The sequence below is a fragment of the Mycolicibacterium neworleansense genome, from assembly GCF_001245615.1.
Classification (GTDB): domain Bacteria; phylum Actinomycetota; class Actinomycetes; order Mycobacteriales; family Mycobacteriaceae; genus Mycobacterium; species Mycobacterium neworleansense.
Window position 1 is genome coordinate 545,809 of sequence record NZ_CWKH01000002.1, and the last position, 16,078, is coordinate 561,886.

The 16,078-nt window shown below is 65.7% G+C and carries 15 protein-coding genes; 5 read left to right on the forward strand and 10 right to left on the reverse strand.

Annotation, left to right across the window (positions count from 1 at the left end):
• The first annotated feature begins 21 nt into the window (after positions 1-21).
• Positions 22-648 carry a DsbA family protein gene (locus BN2156_RS18325; protein ID WP_090516424.1) on the forward strand — a complete coding sequence of 209 codons (627 nt, stop codon included), beginning with the start codon at positions 22-24 and terminating at the stop codon, positions 646-648.
• On the opposite strand, the gene BN2156_RS18330 is transcribed toward BN2156_RS18325, so the two are convergent.
• A complete protein-coding gene (locus tag BN2156_RS18330; protein ID WP_090516425.1) occupies positions 649-1,026 on the reverse strand; it encodes an ArsR/SmtB family transcription factor in 378 nt (125 codons plus the stop codon).
• A 67-nt stretch (positions 1,027-1,093) separates the two neighbouring features.
• On the opposite strand from BN2156_RS18330, the gene BN2156_RS18335 reads away from it, so the two are divergent.
• On the forward strand, positions 1,094-1,513 hold the full coding sequence (locus tag BN2156_RS18335; RefSeq protein WP_090516426.1) for a DUF5313 domain-containing protein: 420 nt from the start codon (positions 1,094-1,096) through the stop codon (positions 1,511-1,513).
• A gap of 15 nt (positions 1,514-1,528) precedes the next feature.
• Here BN2156_RS18335 and BN2156_RS18340 read toward each other — a convergent pair whose 3' ends face one another.
• The 4 genes from BN2156_RS18340 to BN2156_RS18355 form a co-directional block, all read right to left on the reverse strand.
• Positions 1,529-2,467: a M56 family metallopeptidase gene (locus BN2156_RS18340; protein ID WP_090516427.1), complete on the reverse strand. Its 939-nt coding sequence runs from the start codon at positions 2,465-2,467 to the stop codon at positions 1,529-1,531.
• Positions 2,464-2,838, reverse strand: coding sequence for a BlaI/MecI/CopY family transcriptional regulator (locus BN2156_RS18345; RefSeq protein WP_090516428.1), 375 nt, complete (start codon positions 2,836-2,838; stop codon positions 2,464-2,466). The genes BN2156_RS18340 and BN2156_RS18345 overlap by 4 nt, the downstream gene beginning before the upstream one ends.
• A gap of 85 nt (positions 2,839-2,923) precedes the next feature.
• Entirely contained in the window at positions 2,924-3,766 is an 843-nt protein-coding gene (locus tag BN2156_RS18350) for a cytochrome c biogenesis CcdA family protein (RefSeq protein WP_090516429.1), read from the reverse strand.
• A complete protein-coding gene (locus tag BN2156_RS18355; RefSeq protein ID WP_090516430.1) occupies positions 3,763-4,506 on the reverse strand; it encodes a DsbA family protein in 744 nt (247 codons plus the stop codon). Before BN2156_RS18355 ends, BN2156_RS18350 begins: the two co-directional genes overlap by 4 nt.
• 11 nt (positions 4,507-4,517) lie before the next feature.
• Between BN2156_RS18355 and BN2156_RS18360 the strand changes: the two genes are divergently transcribed.
• Together BN2156_RS18360 and BN2156_RS18365 are read left to right on the forward strand one after the other, a co-directional pair.
• Complete coding sequence (locus BN2156_RS18360) at positions 4,518-5,570, forward strand: L,D-transpeptidase (protein WP_407661729.1); 1,053 nt, start codon at positions 4,518-4,520, stop codon at positions 5,568-5,570.
• Positions 5,571-5,850: 280 nt separating this feature from the next.
• Positions 5,851-7,284, forward strand: a complete 1,434-nt coding sequence (locus BN2156_RS18365; protein WP_090516431.1) for a glyceraldehyde-3-phosphate dehydrogenase — start codon at positions 5,851-5,853, stop codon at positions 7,282-7,284.
• A 106-nt stretch (positions 7,285-7,390) separates the two neighbouring features.
• On the opposite strand, the gene BN2156_RS18370 is transcribed toward BN2156_RS18365, so the two are convergent.
• Positions 7,391-9,691: a WD40 repeat domain-containing protein gene (locus tag BN2156_RS18370; RefSeq protein ID WP_090516432.1), complete on the reverse strand. Its 2,301-nt coding sequence runs from the start codon at positions 9,689-9,691 to the stop codon at positions 7,391-7,393.
• A gap of 170 nt (positions 9,692-9,861) precedes the next feature.
• On the opposite strand from BN2156_RS18370, the gene BN2156_RS18375 reads away from it, so the two are divergent.
• Complete coding sequence (locus BN2156_RS18375) at positions 9,862-13,830, forward strand: nSTAND1 domain-containing NTPase (protein ID WP_090516433.1); 3,969 nt, start codon at positions 9,862-9,864, stop codon at positions 13,828-13,830.
• Positions 13,831-13,851: 21 nt separating this feature from the next.
• On the opposite strand, the gene BN2156_RS18380 is transcribed toward BN2156_RS18375, so the two are convergent.
• From BN2156_RS18380 to BN2156_RS30730, 4 genes are all read right to left on the reverse strand, one after another.
• Positions 13,852-14,388: a hypothetical protein gene (locus BN2156_RS18380; protein ID WP_090516434.1), complete on the reverse strand. Its 537-nt coding sequence runs from the start codon at positions 14,386-14,388 to the stop codon at positions 13,852-13,854.
• Between the two features lie 38 nt (positions 14,389-14,426).
• Entirely contained in the window at positions 14,427-15,341 is a 915-nt protein-coding gene (locus BN2156_RS18385; protein ID WP_090516435.1) for a ribonuclease Z, read from the reverse strand.
• A gap of 89 nt (positions 15,342-15,430) precedes the next feature.
• Positions 15,431-15,682, reverse strand: a complete 252-nt coding sequence (locus BN2156_RS18390) for a hypothetical protein (RefSeq protein WP_090516436.1) — start codon at positions 15,680-15,682, stop codon at positions 15,431-15,433.
• Between the two features lie 157 nt (positions 15,683-15,839).
• Positions 15,840-15,986: a hypothetical protein gene (locus BN2156_RS30730; RefSeq protein WP_159402853.1), complete on the reverse strand. Its 147-nt coding sequence runs from the start codon at positions 15,984-15,986 to the stop codon at positions 15,840-15,842.
• Positions 15,987-16,078 lie beyond the last annotated feature (92 nt).

Below are 16,078 nucleotides of genomic sequence, written 5' to 3' on the forward strand. Positions count from 1 at the left end.
ACCCGGCCGTTTTCCATCGCGATGGCGCTGGCCCTGCTGGCGACGATTTTGATGTGGGGCCCGGGTGCCGGACGCGCGTACGCAGCGGAGGCGTCGCCGGCCGGCGACGTCCTCTCCATCGGCGACCCCGCCGCGCCCGGGCAGATCGACCTCTATCTGGATCCGCTGTGCCCCTACAGCGGGAAGATGGTCCGCGAACAGGGCGCCGAGATCGGCCGGCGTATCGAGGCCGGCAAGCTCCACATCAATCTGCGGCTCGTGAATTTTCTCGAAAAGTACTCCGCCAGCGGCACTTACGACAGCCGCGCCATCTACGCCGCGTTCATCGTCGCCGACCACTCGAAATCGAGCGACGTCACGTGGCGGTTCATCGAGCAGATCTTCGCCGCCGATCAGCAGCCGGAGGAAAAGGGTGCGACGGACCTGAGCAACGATCAGCTCGCCGGCCTGGCCGACCGCGCCGGTGCGCCACCGTCGGCGCAGGACATGATCAAGCTGGGGCTTCCCATCCCCTACGACGGACACATCATCGCGGCCAACAACCTGCCGCTACTGCGGCAGCTCCCCGACTCCGGAGTGCCGATGGTGGTCATCGACGGTGAATCGGTCGACGGAAACTCCGATTGGCTGGATCGCCTGCCCCGCTGATCACCGAGCGGTTCCGATCGGGGGCAGCGAGCCGACCGCCTCGAGCTGGTCCTGCTGGGCCGCGAGGGTATCGGCGAGGAACATCCGGGCGATGAGCAGCAATTCAGCGATCTTCGGGTGCGCGATCGTGTAGTACACCGCGTTGCCGACCCGATGCCCGCTGACCACATGGTGACGTTTGAGGACCGCCAGATGCTGCGACAGCAGGGTCGGCTCGATGTCGGTGGCAGCCAGGATCGAACTGACCGGCGTCGGCTCCTCGTTCACGGACAGGATCTCGAGCACGCGGATGCGCGCCGGGTGCGCCAACGCCTTGAACAGGTTGGCCTTGATCTCGTACAACGGTCGCTCGGGACCATCCAGGACGCTGTCCGTCACCGCTGCCCCAATGATTGATGGATTGATGAAATTCGCAATCCATCATAGCGACCGCTACCCTGCAGCAATGCCCACCGGCCACGCCCCACGTACGAAACCGGGCCCACTGCAGTACATCGGGTACTGCTACGGCAAGCGGCTGCCCGACTCGATGCGCGACTGGGTGGCCAAGGACCTCGCCGGCCCCGGAGCCACCATTCGGATGATGGTGCGCGTCGCGATACCGGCCATCCTCGTCCTGGCGCCGATCTGGTTCATCCCGATGTCGCTGTACCTGCACGCCAGCATGACGGTGCCCATCTTCATCCCGTTCGTGTACTTCTCACACGCTCTGAACAAGGTGTGGCGTCGTCACATGCTGGCCAAACACGGCCTGAATCCGGGTCTCGTGGACGAACTGTCACGCAAGAAGAACGCGCACATCCACCAGGCATACGCCGAACGCTACGGCCCCCGCACCGGTCCGAGCAGCAGTCACGACGTCTGACCGCTCACCCGGCAGTTACGGCTGCAGCGTGCACAACGTGAGCGCAAAGGCGGGAGCGGCGGCAGCCCCGATCACGATGAGCAACATCGTCATCGACTGTGGGTGCCACCGAATCGACCGCCGGGGTTGCATGAGGCGGGTTATCCGGTCGGTCACCGCACTGCCGGCTGCGGCCAGCACACCGTCGGGCAGGCGGAGCCGGGTGCTCAACGTGACGAGACCGGTCAGCAGTGGCTCACGGCCGTGCCTGCGGGTGGCCGCATCGTCGGCGCACATCTCCAGCAGGACCGGCACAGATCGCGCCGCCGCCCGCATCAGGGGCAGCCGGGGCAACGCAGCCGCGAGGGTGCTCAGGATCGCGATGACATGGTGGTGACGGCCTCGCAGGTGTGCCCGCTCGTGGGCCAGAACCGCGGCCAGCGCCGGCGGGTTCAACAACTCCAAGGCAGCGGTCGTGACGACGATGGCGCGCCGCCGGCCGCCGGATACGCAGTATGCCGTCGGTTGGTCAGCCGTGATGGCGACGACGCCGTCATGGCCCGTGGGCATGCCGATGATGCGGACCGCTTCGACGTGTCGGCGATTGGCGCGCCGCGTTCTGTACAACGTGACGATCACCCTGCGGGTGGTGTTCGTTGCCACCGCGGCAGTGACTGCAAGCAGTGCGACGACCAATACCGTAGCCACAGTAGGCGGTAACGTCACCGCACTGGCGATCCCCAGCGTTTCGACGCAGAACGTCGGTGCACTGCGGGTGATCAGGCTGTGGGCGGCCCCCGCGATCAGGATCACCAATGCTGCCACCCAGGCGAATGACGCGGTTGCGACGACCACCAGCCAGCCCGCTATCGAGAGCCTCGGATGAATGCCGGCCGAGACCGGGCCGGTGAACAAGACCGGCGCCAGCCAGCTCAACGCCATCGCGTAGCCGAGGAGAAAGGTGACCGCGTTCATCGTGACCGCCCGTCGGTGAACCGCTTGAGCGCCTGCCGCAGCTTCGTCGAGTCGTCGTCGACGATCTGCTCGAGGAAGAAGTTGAGGATCAGCTCGCTGTCACCGCCAGATTCGAACACGGTGCGCATCAGCTGCGCGGAGTGTTCCTCGCGGCTCATCACCGGCCGATAGCTGTAGGCCAGACCGACCTTCTCCCGCTGCAGCCATCCCTTTCGAAACAGGTTGTCCATGGTCGACATGACCGTGGTGTAGGCGATCTGGCGCTGGGTGACGAGCTCATCATGCACGCTGCGTACCGTGCAAGGCTCGGTACGCGACCAGAGCACTTCCATCACCACAGCTTCGAGATCGCCAAATCCCGTTATTCCCATAACCATTACCGCCCGCCAAGGTGCGCCGTCACCATTTCCCGGCCCCGCGCGTCGAACCTATGTAGCGCGATAGTAGCTGCTCTGCTCATTTCGTCGCGCTCCCGATCCCGGTGGCCCGCCGCCGCCACAAACGAATTGACCGCCACACGATGAGTGCGACCACCACGCCCAAGATCAGCCACGGATCACCGACGCTCGACGACAGCCGACCCAGCCAAACTTGCAGGTCGTACTGTGCGTCGACGGAAAGCAGGCCGCCGAGATTCGCGGTTCCGTCGGTGAACAGGAACACCCCACCGAGCATGATGAACGCCGCCCCGGTGAGCACAGAGGTGGTGTGTGTCTCCAGCGGGCCCAGACGCACCGGCCGGCCCCGAAGCCAGGTCCGCTTCGACAGCTCGAAGCGGTCCCACAACCACGCGAGCAGGAACAACGGCGCCGCCATCCCCAACGCATACACGGCCATCAGCAGTGCCCCGTAGGCCGGGTCGGCACCCATCGCCGACATGGTCAGGACCGCGCCCAGCAGTGGTCCCGCGCAGAATCCGGCCAGGCCGTAAACAGCTCCGAGCACGAACACCGAGACCGTGCCGGAAATGTTGATCCGCCCGATCGTCCGCTGCACGAATGGCATGCCGAATCCCTTGCCCAGCAATGTCATCAACCCGAAGGCGATCAGCGCCAGCCCACCGACGACGGTCACTTCGCCGCGATAGCGCGTAACCGCGCTGCCCAGCAGGCCAACACCGGCGCCCAGGGGCACCAGCACCACGCAGAGACCCACCCAGAACACGAGAGTACGTCGAATCAACAGCTGCGCCCGATCGAAGGCGTACGCGAAGAACGACGGCAGGAGCAGGGCTGAGCAGGGGCTGAGCAGCGAGGCCAGCCCGCCGAGGAAGGCTCCGAGCAGGCCGATACCGGTCATCGAGCGGCCAGCGCCGCGTCGATGGCGCGCACGAACTCTTCGGTGGGCTGCGCCCCGAGCATCGGCACGTCGTTGATCAGGAATGCCGGAGTGCTGGGGACGCCGATTGCCGTGCCCCGGGCCAGATCGGCATTGATCGCAGCGTCGAAGGTGTTTCCGCGCAGGCCGGCGGTGAATCTGCCGATATCGGGAACTCCTGCCTCCCTGGCGTACTCGATCAAGGCCGCGTCTGTCAGGTCCGCCTTCGATCGCTCTGGCGCGGCGGCGTAGACGGCCCGGTTGAACTCCCAGAACTTGCCCTGCTCGGCCGCCGCACGACCGGCACGCGCGGCTGACATCGACTGCGGGCCGAAGATCGGGAAGTCGCGCCACTCGATGCGCAGTTGGCCCGCATCGACGTAGCGCTTGACCAGCTCGGGCTCGATGTCACGGCTGAACTTGGCGCAGAACGGGCATCGATAGTCGGAGAACACCACCAATGCCACGGCCGCGTCGGTAGCGCCCAACGCAAGGGGGTCACCCGCCTGACGACGCTCCACCGGAGGTCGGCGACCGTCGAGGCTGCCGCCGGCCGCTTCGGCGTCGGACAGGGACGTCACCGACGGGCCGGTGGTGGGCGCGGCGGAGACCGCGTCGTCGCCCGGACGTATCAGCAGGTAAGCGATCAGCGCAGCCGCAATGACAACAAGCCCTCCGATGAAGACGAGGTCCTTGTTGACATTCTCTCGCCGTCCACTCACCGCGCACCTCCATGCTAGCCTCAAACCTACGTAGCTACGCCGTAGCTACGTATTCCGTTCTAGCACACCGCGTCACCAGCGCGCAGGAGCAGATGGGAGACGCCGGGATGCCAGCGAGTTCACCCCAAAAACGGCCGGCGCCGATCCTGTCGGCACTCGCCCTGATCGTCATTTCCACCGTCAGCGCGAGTTGGTGGCGCCCCAGCGCCCCCTCGGGCCCGGTCGCCTACACATTGGCCACGTCAAACGAGAAAGCTCAGGTCAGCTTCACCGCGACGTCGGGCGCCAAGCTGGTCGACGGCGGGACCTACGGTGTCGGCACCGTCATCGTGGCCAACTTCGACGAACCGGTGGCCGACCGCGGCGCCGCGGAGAGACAGCTGTCAGTCAAGACCGTTCCGCCCGTTGACGGCTCGTGGTATTGGATGGACAACCAGCGCGCCCACTGGCGACCGCAGCGCTACTACAGCCCGGGCACCGAGGTCGTCGCCGCCGCGAACAGCCGAAGTACGGATGACTCCGCAGGCCAAAGTGGCAGTCGAGTTTCTTTCCGGGTCGGAGAATCTCACGTATCCATCGCCGACGACGCCACCAAGCAGATCCGCGTTTACCGCAATGACGAGCTGGTCCGCACCATCCCGACCTCCATGGGCATGGGAGGATCCGAAACCGTTGCAGGTAAGACGATTTCGTTCTGGACCCAGCCCGGCGTCTATACGGTGATGGACAAAGCCGGCACCGTCGTCATGGACTCCTCCACCTACGGGCTTCCGGTCGCTTCACGGCTCGGATACAAGTTGACCGTCAGCAATGCGGTGCGGCTCACCAACAGCGGGATCTACGTCCACCAACTCGACAGCACGATCTGGGCGCAAGGCAAGACCAACACGTCGCACGGTTGCCTGAACGTCAACGCCGACAACGGGCGGTGGTTCTACGAATTCTCTCAACCCGGAGATGTCTTCGAAGTACGCAACACCGGGGGCGACCCATTGCCCGTTTGGCAGAACGGCGACTGGAGCGTCACGTGGGAACAGTGGCTCAGGGGCAGCGCCCTGCGGTGACGGCCAGTAGGTGAGCGCAGGCCCCAGACGTTCCGCCGTTGACGTGGACATACCGGTGATCGGACGGTCCCCGATCTCGTCGATTTCGACGTCCGGGGGTTGCTCTGGCACCGGCATGAGAACCTCTCTCGCCCCCTCCAGATCCGAACATTCCACCTGTGACCTGGGCCACTGCCGGCCTCACGGCCATACCGTGGCGTTTTGTGAGTTTGGACAATCGTTAACATCGAAGCGCTACTCACCCGAGGGGCCAGCCCACACGACCCACAGGACGCTTGATTTGAACTCGCCAGAACTCGCCCACTGGAATGCCCAAGAAGCACTCGCGGAGGCGATGATCCCGATCATCGGAACCCTGCACCGGGCGAAGGGCGTGACGGTTCTGCTGCACAGCCGGTCGCTGGTGAACAAGTCCGTCATCAGCATCTTGCGGACACACCGCTTTGCGCGGCAGGTGGGCGGCGACGAACTCTCGGTCGAAGAGACCTTCCCCTTCCTGCAGGCACTGGCCGACCTGGACCTGGGCCCGTCGAAGATCGACCTGGGCCTGCTGGTGATGGCCTACCGCGCCAGCGATGGCCAGCTGTCCGTCCCCGAGTTCACCGCGCAGGCGCTCAGCGACGTGACCGGCGACAACAAGAGCGAACCGCAGGGCCCGCGGGATGTGGTGCTCTACGGGTTCGGCCGCATCGGCCGGCTCGTCGCACGCCTGCTCATCGAGAAGGCCGGCTCGGGCAACGGCCTGAACCTGCGCGCCGTCGTGATCCGCAGCAACGGGCACGGGGACCTGGCCAAGCGGGCGTCGTTGCTGCGCCGCGACTCGGTCCACGGCCAGTTCAACGGCTCGATCAAGGTCGACACCGAGAACAACTGCCTCATCGCCAACGGCAACGTCATCAAGTTCATCCACAGCGATGACCCGGCCTCGGTCGACTACACCGAGTACGGCATCGACAACGCGATCCTGATCGACAACACCGGCAAGTGGCGTGACCGTGACGGTCTGTCCAAGCACCTGCGCCCCGGAATCGCGAAGGTTCTGCTGACCGCACCGGGCAAGGGCGACGTGCCCAACATCGTGCACGGGGTCAACCATCGCACCCTCGACCTCGAACAGCAGATCTTCTCGTGTGCATCGTGCACCACCAACGCGATCGTCCCGCCATTGAAGGCGATGGACGACGAGTACGGCGTCGCGCGCTGTCACGTCGAGACCGTGCACTCATTCACCAACGACCAGAACCTGTTGGACAACTACCACAAGGCCGACCGCCGGGGCCGGTCCGCGCCGTTCAACCTGGTCCTCACCGAGACCGGTGCGGCCTCCGCCGTCGCCAAGGCGATGCCGGACCTGAAGGCCAAGATCAGCGGCAGTTCGATTCGCGTCCCCACCCCGGATGTCTCGGTGGCGATCCTGAACATGCAGCTGAACAAGCCGACCACCAAGGAGGGCGTCCTGGAGTACCTGCGCCAGGCGTCCTTGTCAGGACCGTTGAGCCGCAACCTCGACTACACCGCCGCGACCGACGCCGTGTCCAGCGACTTCATCGGCTCACGCGCGGCGAGCATCATCGACGCCAACGCGACGATCGTCGACGAGGACAACGTGATCCTCTACGTCTGGTACGACAACGAATTCGGCTACTCGTCTCAGGTGGTGCGCACCGTGCAGTACCTGTCGGGAATCGAGTACCCGACGTACCCGCGGATGTGATCTGAGCGCGCCGGTATTCGACTCGGCGCAATCGTCATGTCGGCTCAGCGGTATCGGCCTGTCCGGGGTCGCCCGACCTGGCCCGGCACATTGCCCGACCGTTGTTTCAGCGAGATTCACCATCAGCGGCGATCGGCTGTCCCGGACACGCCTCGATGTAGTCGAGTTCGGGCGAGACCCACTCGTTCCACTGCTCGTGACTCATGTTGTGGGTGATCTTCGCGCACAATGCATCCGGCGATCCCGTGGGCACCGTCCACATCCGCAGCGTGTTGTCCATACTTGCCGTGGCCAAGGTCGTGTCGTCCGGGCTGAAGGCCGTGGCCAGCACCATCGACCGGTGTCCGGTCAACGGGGCACCGAGCTGCTCGCGGGTGTTCACATCCCACAGCCGAACGGTGCCGTCGCCACTCCCGACCGCGAGCAGTGCTCCGCTCCAACTGAACTGCATGGTCGTTGCCGGCGACGTGACCGGTATGGGCTCCCCGACAGGTTGGGAGGTCGCGGTGTCCCACAGCCACACCGCACTCTGAGTGTTGTCGGTGCCGCCCTGGGTCCCCGCCGCCAGGTGGGCACCGTCGGGACTGAATTCGGCAGTGATGACCAAGCCGGAGGCCTTGACCTGGCCACGGCTCTTGCCGGTTTCGACGTCCCAGAAGGTAATGGTCGATTCCGCGCCTGTGGTCGCCAGTGTCTTGCCGTCCGGGCTGAAGTAGAAGCCGAGGAAGCCTCCCGGCCAGATCGGCGCACCCACCGGAGTCATGTTCTCGTCGAAAACCTGAATGCCGTTGCGCGCCACTCGCATGGCGATGCGAGGCGGAGTAGCAATCCACGAAGCGCTCTGCAGCATCTGGTCATCGGGCATGGCCAGGGGATCCCCGACAGGTTTCGCGTTGTCGGCGTCCCAGAGCCGCAGGTTGGTGGCCCCGGTGGACAGCAATCGGTGGTCTCCCACCCAGTACAACGACTCGACGTCGGGATCGTCGACGCGCTTGACCTGGCCGATTTCTCGCCTGGTGGCAACGTCCCACACGCGCGCCGTCCGATCGCGACCGCCGGACCGGATCTGCCGGCCGTCGTCGGAGAATCTCACCGAGTTGACCATGTCTTGATGCCCTACCAACGGCTGTCCGCTGCCGGCATCCCAGATGCGCAATGTGCGGTCGCCGGCGCCGGAGGCCAGTCTCAGCCCGTCGGGGCTGAACGCGACCGTCTCGACCGTGGCGCGATGTCCGGTGAGGGTACCCACAACGCTGCCCGTCGCCGGATCCCACAACCGAATGGTGTTGTCGCTGCAACCGGCAGCCAACCGGCTGCCGTCCGGGCTGAACGCCAGGGCGGGCACCGCAGCTTCCGACCGCAGCGGTACTCCGGCCGGCTTTCCGTCGGCCACCTCCCACATCCGGATGGTCTTGTCGGCGCCGCTTGACGCGATCCGGCTGCCGTCGGGGCTGAACGCCACGCTCATGACCGCCGCTTCGTGACCGCGCATCGGCGCCCCGACCGGTTGCCCCGTGCCGGCATCCCACAACCGCACCGTGTCGTCGAAGCCGGCCGACGCGATCTGACGACCGTCGGGGCTGAACGCCACGCTCATGACCGCCGCTTCGTGACCGCGCATCGGCGCACCGATCGGCCGCCCGGTGCCGGCATCCCACAACCGCACCGTCGCATCCGAACCTCCCGAGGCGATTCTCTTGCCGTCCGGGCTGAACGCCACACGGGTAACGCCGCCGTCGCTGCGCAGGGGCTGGCCGATCGGTTGCCCGGTATCGGCATCCCACATACGCAGGGTCGCGTCGGGGCTGCCGGATGCGATCCGGCTGCCGTCGGGGCTGAACGCGAGGCCGATCACCATCTTGTTGTGGCCGCGCATGGGAGCACCGATCGGCTGGCCAGTTTCGGTATCCCACAACCGCACCGTCGCATCCGCACCACCCGAGGCGATCCTCTTGCCGTCCGGGCTGAACGCCACAGACACGACCTGCGACGAGGTGTCGATCAGTTTGAGCGTGTCGCGCTCACGCTGCTGCGCGACCCGGAGGTAATCGTCCCCGTCGAGGCCGGCGCCAATCACCTTGGCGGCCAGCAACTTCTGCATGGCCACCACATCGTTGGTGTTCCCGGTGGTCATACCGTCGAGGTCGAGCTGTGCCTCCGCGTATAGCCGCGCGGCAGTCGCGTCGCGGAACTGGGCCGCAGCATCGTCGCGCTGGACCTTGAACGCCCAGCCGAACGCCGCCGCCACGCCTACGGCAACGACTGTCACAAGACCGAGCAGGACGCGCACCAGGTTGGCGCGGTTTGGCGTCGTCCACGCCGACCGCGGTGCGGCGGGATGCTGGTCGGCGGCCGGTGAATCATCTACGCCCGGCGGCATAGCCGCATCGAATCGACTGCTTTCCATATGCCTACGGTGCTCGCCTGTTCCCGAGGGGGCGTGAGTAGTCGGCTACTCGAATTGGCCAGGCCATCTACCCGGTCACCCCCGCACATTCGGGTAGTCGACTACCCGTGTCGCCGGACGCGTGCGGTCGTAGCGTCCTGTCGAAGGGAGATCGTCGTCAGGAGGGTGCGGTGGCGAACATCTTCATAAGCCATTCGAGCGCAGCGAGCGACAGCGAGTGGACAGACCGCATTCACGGCTGGATGCGCGAGGACGGGCACGCCGTGTTCCTCGATCACGATCGCCGTGACGGCATCCCCGTCGGTGACGAATGGGAAACCCGACTGTACGAACGCCTCCGGTGGGCCGACGCCGTCGTCTGTGTCGTGACGCCGGCGTACCTGTCATCGGTGTGGTGTGCCGCCGAGATCGGTGCCGCCCGGGCACTCGGTTCTGAGTTGTTGCCCGTGCGGGCGTCTTCGGGAGAGTTGCCCGACCGATTGCTCAAGAGCACACAGCACCTCGACGCGACGCGAGACCCGTTGGAAGTAAGGGAAAGCCTGCGGTCGAGGTTGCGCGTGATCGATGGTGGCGGCGGACGTGGCTGGCCCGACGGTAAGTCGCCGTATCCAGGTCTGCGTTCGTTCGACCTCGGGGAACATCTGGTGTTCTTCGGAAGGGTCGGTGAGGTCACGCAATTGGCGCAGCGGCTCCGCTCGCCCGAGCGTGCGACGGCGAGCATTCTGGCGGTGGTGGGGCCCTCCGGTTGCGGAAAGTCGTCCTTGGTTCGGGCCGGGCTGCTACCCCGGCTCGCCACCGAACGGCTATGGCTGTCGGTGCCGCCGATGATGCCCGGTTCCGATCCCATGGGGTCTCTCGCGCGGGCACTGGCCGCCCTCGCCCGAGAACACAAGATCGGCATCGACCTGACGTCGATGCGCACCCAATTGGCGAGCGGCGGCCTGAAATCGTTGGCCACCGACATCTTGATCGCCGCGGATTGCGATACCCAATGCAAGCTCCTCATCGTCATCGACCAATTCGAGGAGTTGCTCACCCAAACCGAACCTGACGACCGGGCGGAGTTTCTGGACACCATCGAGCCGGCGCTGGGCGGACCGGTTCAGGTACTGGCCACGCTGCGGCCGGAGTTCCTGGACGCCATCACCCGGGACGCACAGCTGTCCACATTGGCTCTGGTGACGCATCAGGTGCGTCCGCTGGATCTCGCCGCCCTGCGGTCGGTGATCGAGGGGCCCGCCAAGGTCGCCGGGCTCGGGTTCGAACCCGACCTGGTGACGCAGCTCGTCGCGGACACCGCCAGTGGCGATGCGTTGCCGTTACTGGCGTTCACCCTCGAACAGCTCGCCGACGGTGCGCAACGCGGCGACACGTTGACCCATCAGCGGTACGTGGCCATCGGCGGGGTGCAGGGCGCGTTGCGCCGCCAGGCCGACGCCGCATTGGACGAGGCCGTCGCGAAGGCCGGCGCCTCGCGCGACGAGGTGATCGCCGCGTTGCTGGCACTGGTCACGATCGACGAGGACGGCAGGCCGACGAAGCGGCATGTGTCGTTCGACGACTTCTCACCGACCACGGCGGCGCACCTCGAGCCGTTCATCACGCGGCGGCTGTTGTCCACCGAGCGGGTCGGCGAGACGACGTTCATCACGGTGGCGCACGAGGCATTCCTGGCGAATTGGGCGCCTCTTGCCGACGAGATCGAGGCCGAGGTCACCGCGCTGCGTGCCCGCCGGGTGGTGGAGAACGCGGCCAGCGACTGGGTGGCGGGCGGACGCGACGAGCGTGCCCTGCTGCAAGGCGGACAGCTGACGAAAGCCGCCGTCGACACCGGTGCACGCCTCCTCGGTTCGCCGCGGTGGTGGCGCGGTCGCCGACGACTCGATACGCGAGTGGATCTCAACCGTGAGGGCCATGAATTCCTGGAGGCCAGCATCCGGTCAGATCAACGGCGCCGCCATGGCACCATCATGCGGGTCGCTGCCGTCATCGCGGTGTTGTGCATCACCGCCGCGACCGCCGTGGTGGGTTTCGTTCAAGCACGGGCACAGCGGGCCGAGGCCCAGTCGACGGCGCGGGAGGCCATCGCCGCCCGGATTCTGAATGAGGCCGGCGGCATGCTGGCGCAGACCAGGCCCGGAGGCGACATCCGAGCGTTCCAGGAATTGCTCGCCGGTCACGCTCTGGCTCCGAACGCGGTGGCAGGCGGGTTGCTCGAGGCGGCGACGCAACGAGTCACCACCGTCAAGATCATCGACGTGGGCGCCCCGCTGTGGGGCCTGGCGTTCAGCCCCGATGGCAGCCGCGTCTCCGTCGGCGAGGGCAACTCGGTTCGCAGCTTCGATGCGCGCAGCGGCCAACCGGATGGCGAACCTCTTCAGGGACACGGCGATTCGGTCGCTGGACTGGCTTACAGCCCGGACGGCGCCCGCTTGGCCACCGCGAGCAAGGACCACACGGTGCTGCTCTGGGATACGGGCACGCGGAAGATCCTCGGAGGCCTGCTGAGCGGTCACACAGAACCGGTGAACAACGTCGTCTTCAGCCCTGACGGCAAACGACTGGCCAGCGCCGGCCAAGACCACACCATCCGGCTGCGGGACACAGAGACCGGCAAACCGATAGGCGGCCCGCTGACTGGCCACAGCGCCAGCGTGAACACCGTCGTCTTCAGCCCCGACGGCAAACGACTGGCCAGCGCAAGCGACGACCACACCATCCGGTTGTGGAACGCCGACACGGGCCAACAAGTCGGACCGCCCTTGGACGGCCGGCAAGGGGCCGTGCTCGACGTGGTGTTCAGCCCGGACGGGCACCGATTGGCCGCCGGCACCTATGAGCAAACCGTTCAGGTGTGGGATGCCGACACCGGAACAACCGTCGGCACGCCGTGGCACGGACACACCGAGCCGGTCGGCCTGGTTGCCTACAGTCCGGATGGGCGGTTGTTGGCCAGCGGATCCGTCGACAACAAGGTTCAGGTGTGGGACGCCAAAACCGGCCAGCCCCTTGGCCCCCCGCTCGTCGGACACACCGACGCGGTGCGGGGCATGCAGTTCAGTCCTGATGGACGAATGCTGGCCACCGCGAGCACCGACGGCACGTTGCGACTGTGGAACCCCACCGCGGGACTACCGCTGACAGGTCACACCGACGACGTCAATCGGGTTACCTTCAGTCCCGACGGCAAGCGCATCGCCTCTGCCAGCACCGACCACACGATCCGGCTGTGGGACGCCGACTCGGGTAAGCAGTTGGGCATTCCCCTGACCGGCCACACAGAAACAGTTCTGGATGTCGCGTTCAGTCCTGACGGTCACCGGTTGGCCAGCGGCAGCGCGTACCCGGAATCAGTTGTGCGACTCTGGGATGCGGATACGGGGAATCCGATCGGAACTCCGCTGACCGGCCATACCGACGCCGTGTTCGCCGTGGCATACAGCCCCGACGGCAAGCGCATCGCGTCTGGGAGCGCAGACCGGACCATCCAGTTGTGGGACGCCGATACCGGTCGTCCGCTGGGTGCTCCACTGGTGGGCCACGCCGATTCGGTGTTTTCCGTGGCATTCAGCCCGGACGGAAACTTGCTGGCCAGCGCCAGTGCTGACGACACGGTGCGATTGTGGGAGGTCGACGGCGGGCAACCTGTCGCCGAGCTGAAGGGACACACCAACGACGTCATGGGCGTCGCGTTCAGCCCGGACGGAAAGTTGTTGGCCAGCGCCAGCGCCGACCAAACGGTGCGGCTCTGGGACGTCGAATCCCGGCAACCGGCGGGTGATCCGTTGCGCGGCCATGCGATCAACGCCAACGACGTCGCGTTCAGCCCGGATGGCACCTTGCTGGCCACCGCCGGCTATCGCACGGTCCGGGTGTGGGACGTCAACGCCCGCCAGCCGGTCGGACAGTTGACGGGGCACACCGACATCATCTTCGGGGTGGCGTTCAGCCCCGACGGCACGCGTGTCGCCAGCGCCAGCTGGGACGATACGATTCGGATCTCACCAGCCAGCGGAACCTCGAAGATGTTGTGCGACAAGCTTTCCGCGAACATGACCCACCAGCAATGGAAAGACTGGATCTCCTCTGGCCTCGACTACCGGACACTGTGTGACAATCTGCCGGTCCCACCCGACTGAGGACCGGCGGTGCAGTAGAGCTCACCGGGACTGCGTGGCGTCGCACTCTGGGGCGACGTGAACGGCGATCCGGCTGATTTCGGTATTGATGTTCACCGCGATGTGCTCGCGGGCGGTCATCTCTGCGTCGTCGCGGCTGGCGACGGTGACGGCTTGGTCCAGTTCAGGAATCCGCACCCGGTAGCCGTGTCGCCTGGGTTGGATCTCGATGGCGAACCGATGGTCCGGCAGTGGCATCGGCTGCGGCCGGAAGAACCTCCTGTTCAAAGATTCCAGTAGACAATCAATCTGGTACTGCTCCCGGCGCTTGAGTCTGACGGCTTCGTGTAGGCGTGGCATCCGACGCCGGTTGCGATCATCTGCCGAATGCCTGACCAGCAGTTCGCAGTCACGGGCCAAATCCGCGTCGATCTCAGCCCGCTGCGCCTTCAGAAGCCCCCGGTAGTAGCGAGCCTGCCGGACCTCTTGCTGACGAGTCAGGCGGACGACCTGGTCCTCGTCCGTCATCGTCACAAAGACATTTTGGCGGACGAGAACGGCGACTGTCGCGGACTTCATATCAACTTCATGTCAGCACGCCGTTACCGCCGTCGACCTCATGCCCGCTTGGGAAGCGGGATCCTGGCCAAGTCCTCGGCGGTGATCACCTCACCGCCGAACACTTCGGCTGCTTCGTCGTGGTGATGCCCGGCGTCGTCGTAGCGCTGGGAGAAATGGGTCAGCACCAGCCGTCGCACGTTGCTCTCGGCGGCGATTCTGCCGGCCTGCCGCGCGGTCAGATGTCCGTAGCGCGAGGCCAATTCAGTGTCCGCGTGCAGGAACGTCGCCTCGATCACCAACATGTCGACGTCCTGGGCCAGCGCGAAGGCGGCGTCGCACAACCGGGTGTCCATGATGAAGGCGACGCGCTGTCCCCGCCGGGGCTCGCTGACATCGGACAGACGCACCTCTCGGTCGCCGACCCGTGCTGCTCCGGTCGTCTGCAGTGCCCCGACGGCCGGTCCGGCGATCCCGAAACTCGCCAGCAATTCGGGCACAATCCGCCGGCCGTCAGCCTCAACGAGGCGGTAGCCGATGGAGGGCACCGAGTGATCGAGTTCGCGCACCTCCAGCCGGCCGAAGGCGCCATCGGCGACCGGGCCGTCCGCGCTGATCGGGTGCTCGCGCACGTCGAGCGTGTCGTGGAAAAGGCTCGCGTGCCGAAGCCGGGTGAAGTACTCCTGGCCAGAAGCCGGGTAATAGGCGTGCAACGGATGCGTCGCCCCGTCCAGCGACAAGCGTTGCAGCACTCCTGGAACCCCGAGACAGTGGTCGCCATGAAAGTGGGTCAGGCACAGCCGGGTGACAGCGCTTGCCGACACACCTGCCAGGAGAAGCTGGCGTTGAGTTCCCTCGCCTGGGTCGAACAGCAAGCCCTCGCCGTCCCAGCGCAGCAGATATCCGTTGTGATTGCGGTGCCGTGTCGGCACCTGGCTGGCGGTACCGAGCACGATCAACTCACGGATCGACACGCCTCCGACAGTACGATTCGGCACGGCGCCACGTTTGGTGGGCCGGTGTTCGGGTGTGTGCTGGAATGACTGAATGGCGGAGTTACCGGCTAGGCACCGAGATTCGCCACAGTCGAATCCAGCTTCGCCGCCTCCTCGGCCATTTGATCCTCGGACATTTGCGCTCCGTGGGCCCGGCTGATCAGATCGGCCCGGGAGATCACGCGCAGCGCGCCGCGATAGTCGTCCGACTCCAGTTGCGTCGCAGACACCACGTCCGTATGACCCTGAACCAGGACCAGCACGGCGTCGGATATGTCCGTTGCCAGGAGCCGTCGTAGGTCGTCAGCTGAAATTGTCATGGGCCGTCCTCTGTCCTCGCGTATCGGTGTCCAGCAGTAGCAATGCCCGTTCGCTGCTGGTCCTATTCGCTTGGACGTGAGAACGACCGATAACCAGTCACCACCGCATCGAGAAACTGGGACGTGTCCCAGAAATGGCGGCGTGGCCGGTTACTGATCAGGCTCGCCGGTCGATCAGCGCGAGGAGCTTCAGAGGTGCGGAAGCAATCAGGACCGCGACAAGAGCCGAGAATGCCAACCCCAAGAACGCCGCGGTCATCGCGATGTACATGGCAGTTACCAACCGCTCGAAAACAACACTCATGAAGCAACCTCTACAGACGAACTGACGCTATTGCGGGCCGGTCCCTTTGCTCGGCCATCGTGCACAACGCAGACCTTAGGTCGCTCGACCAC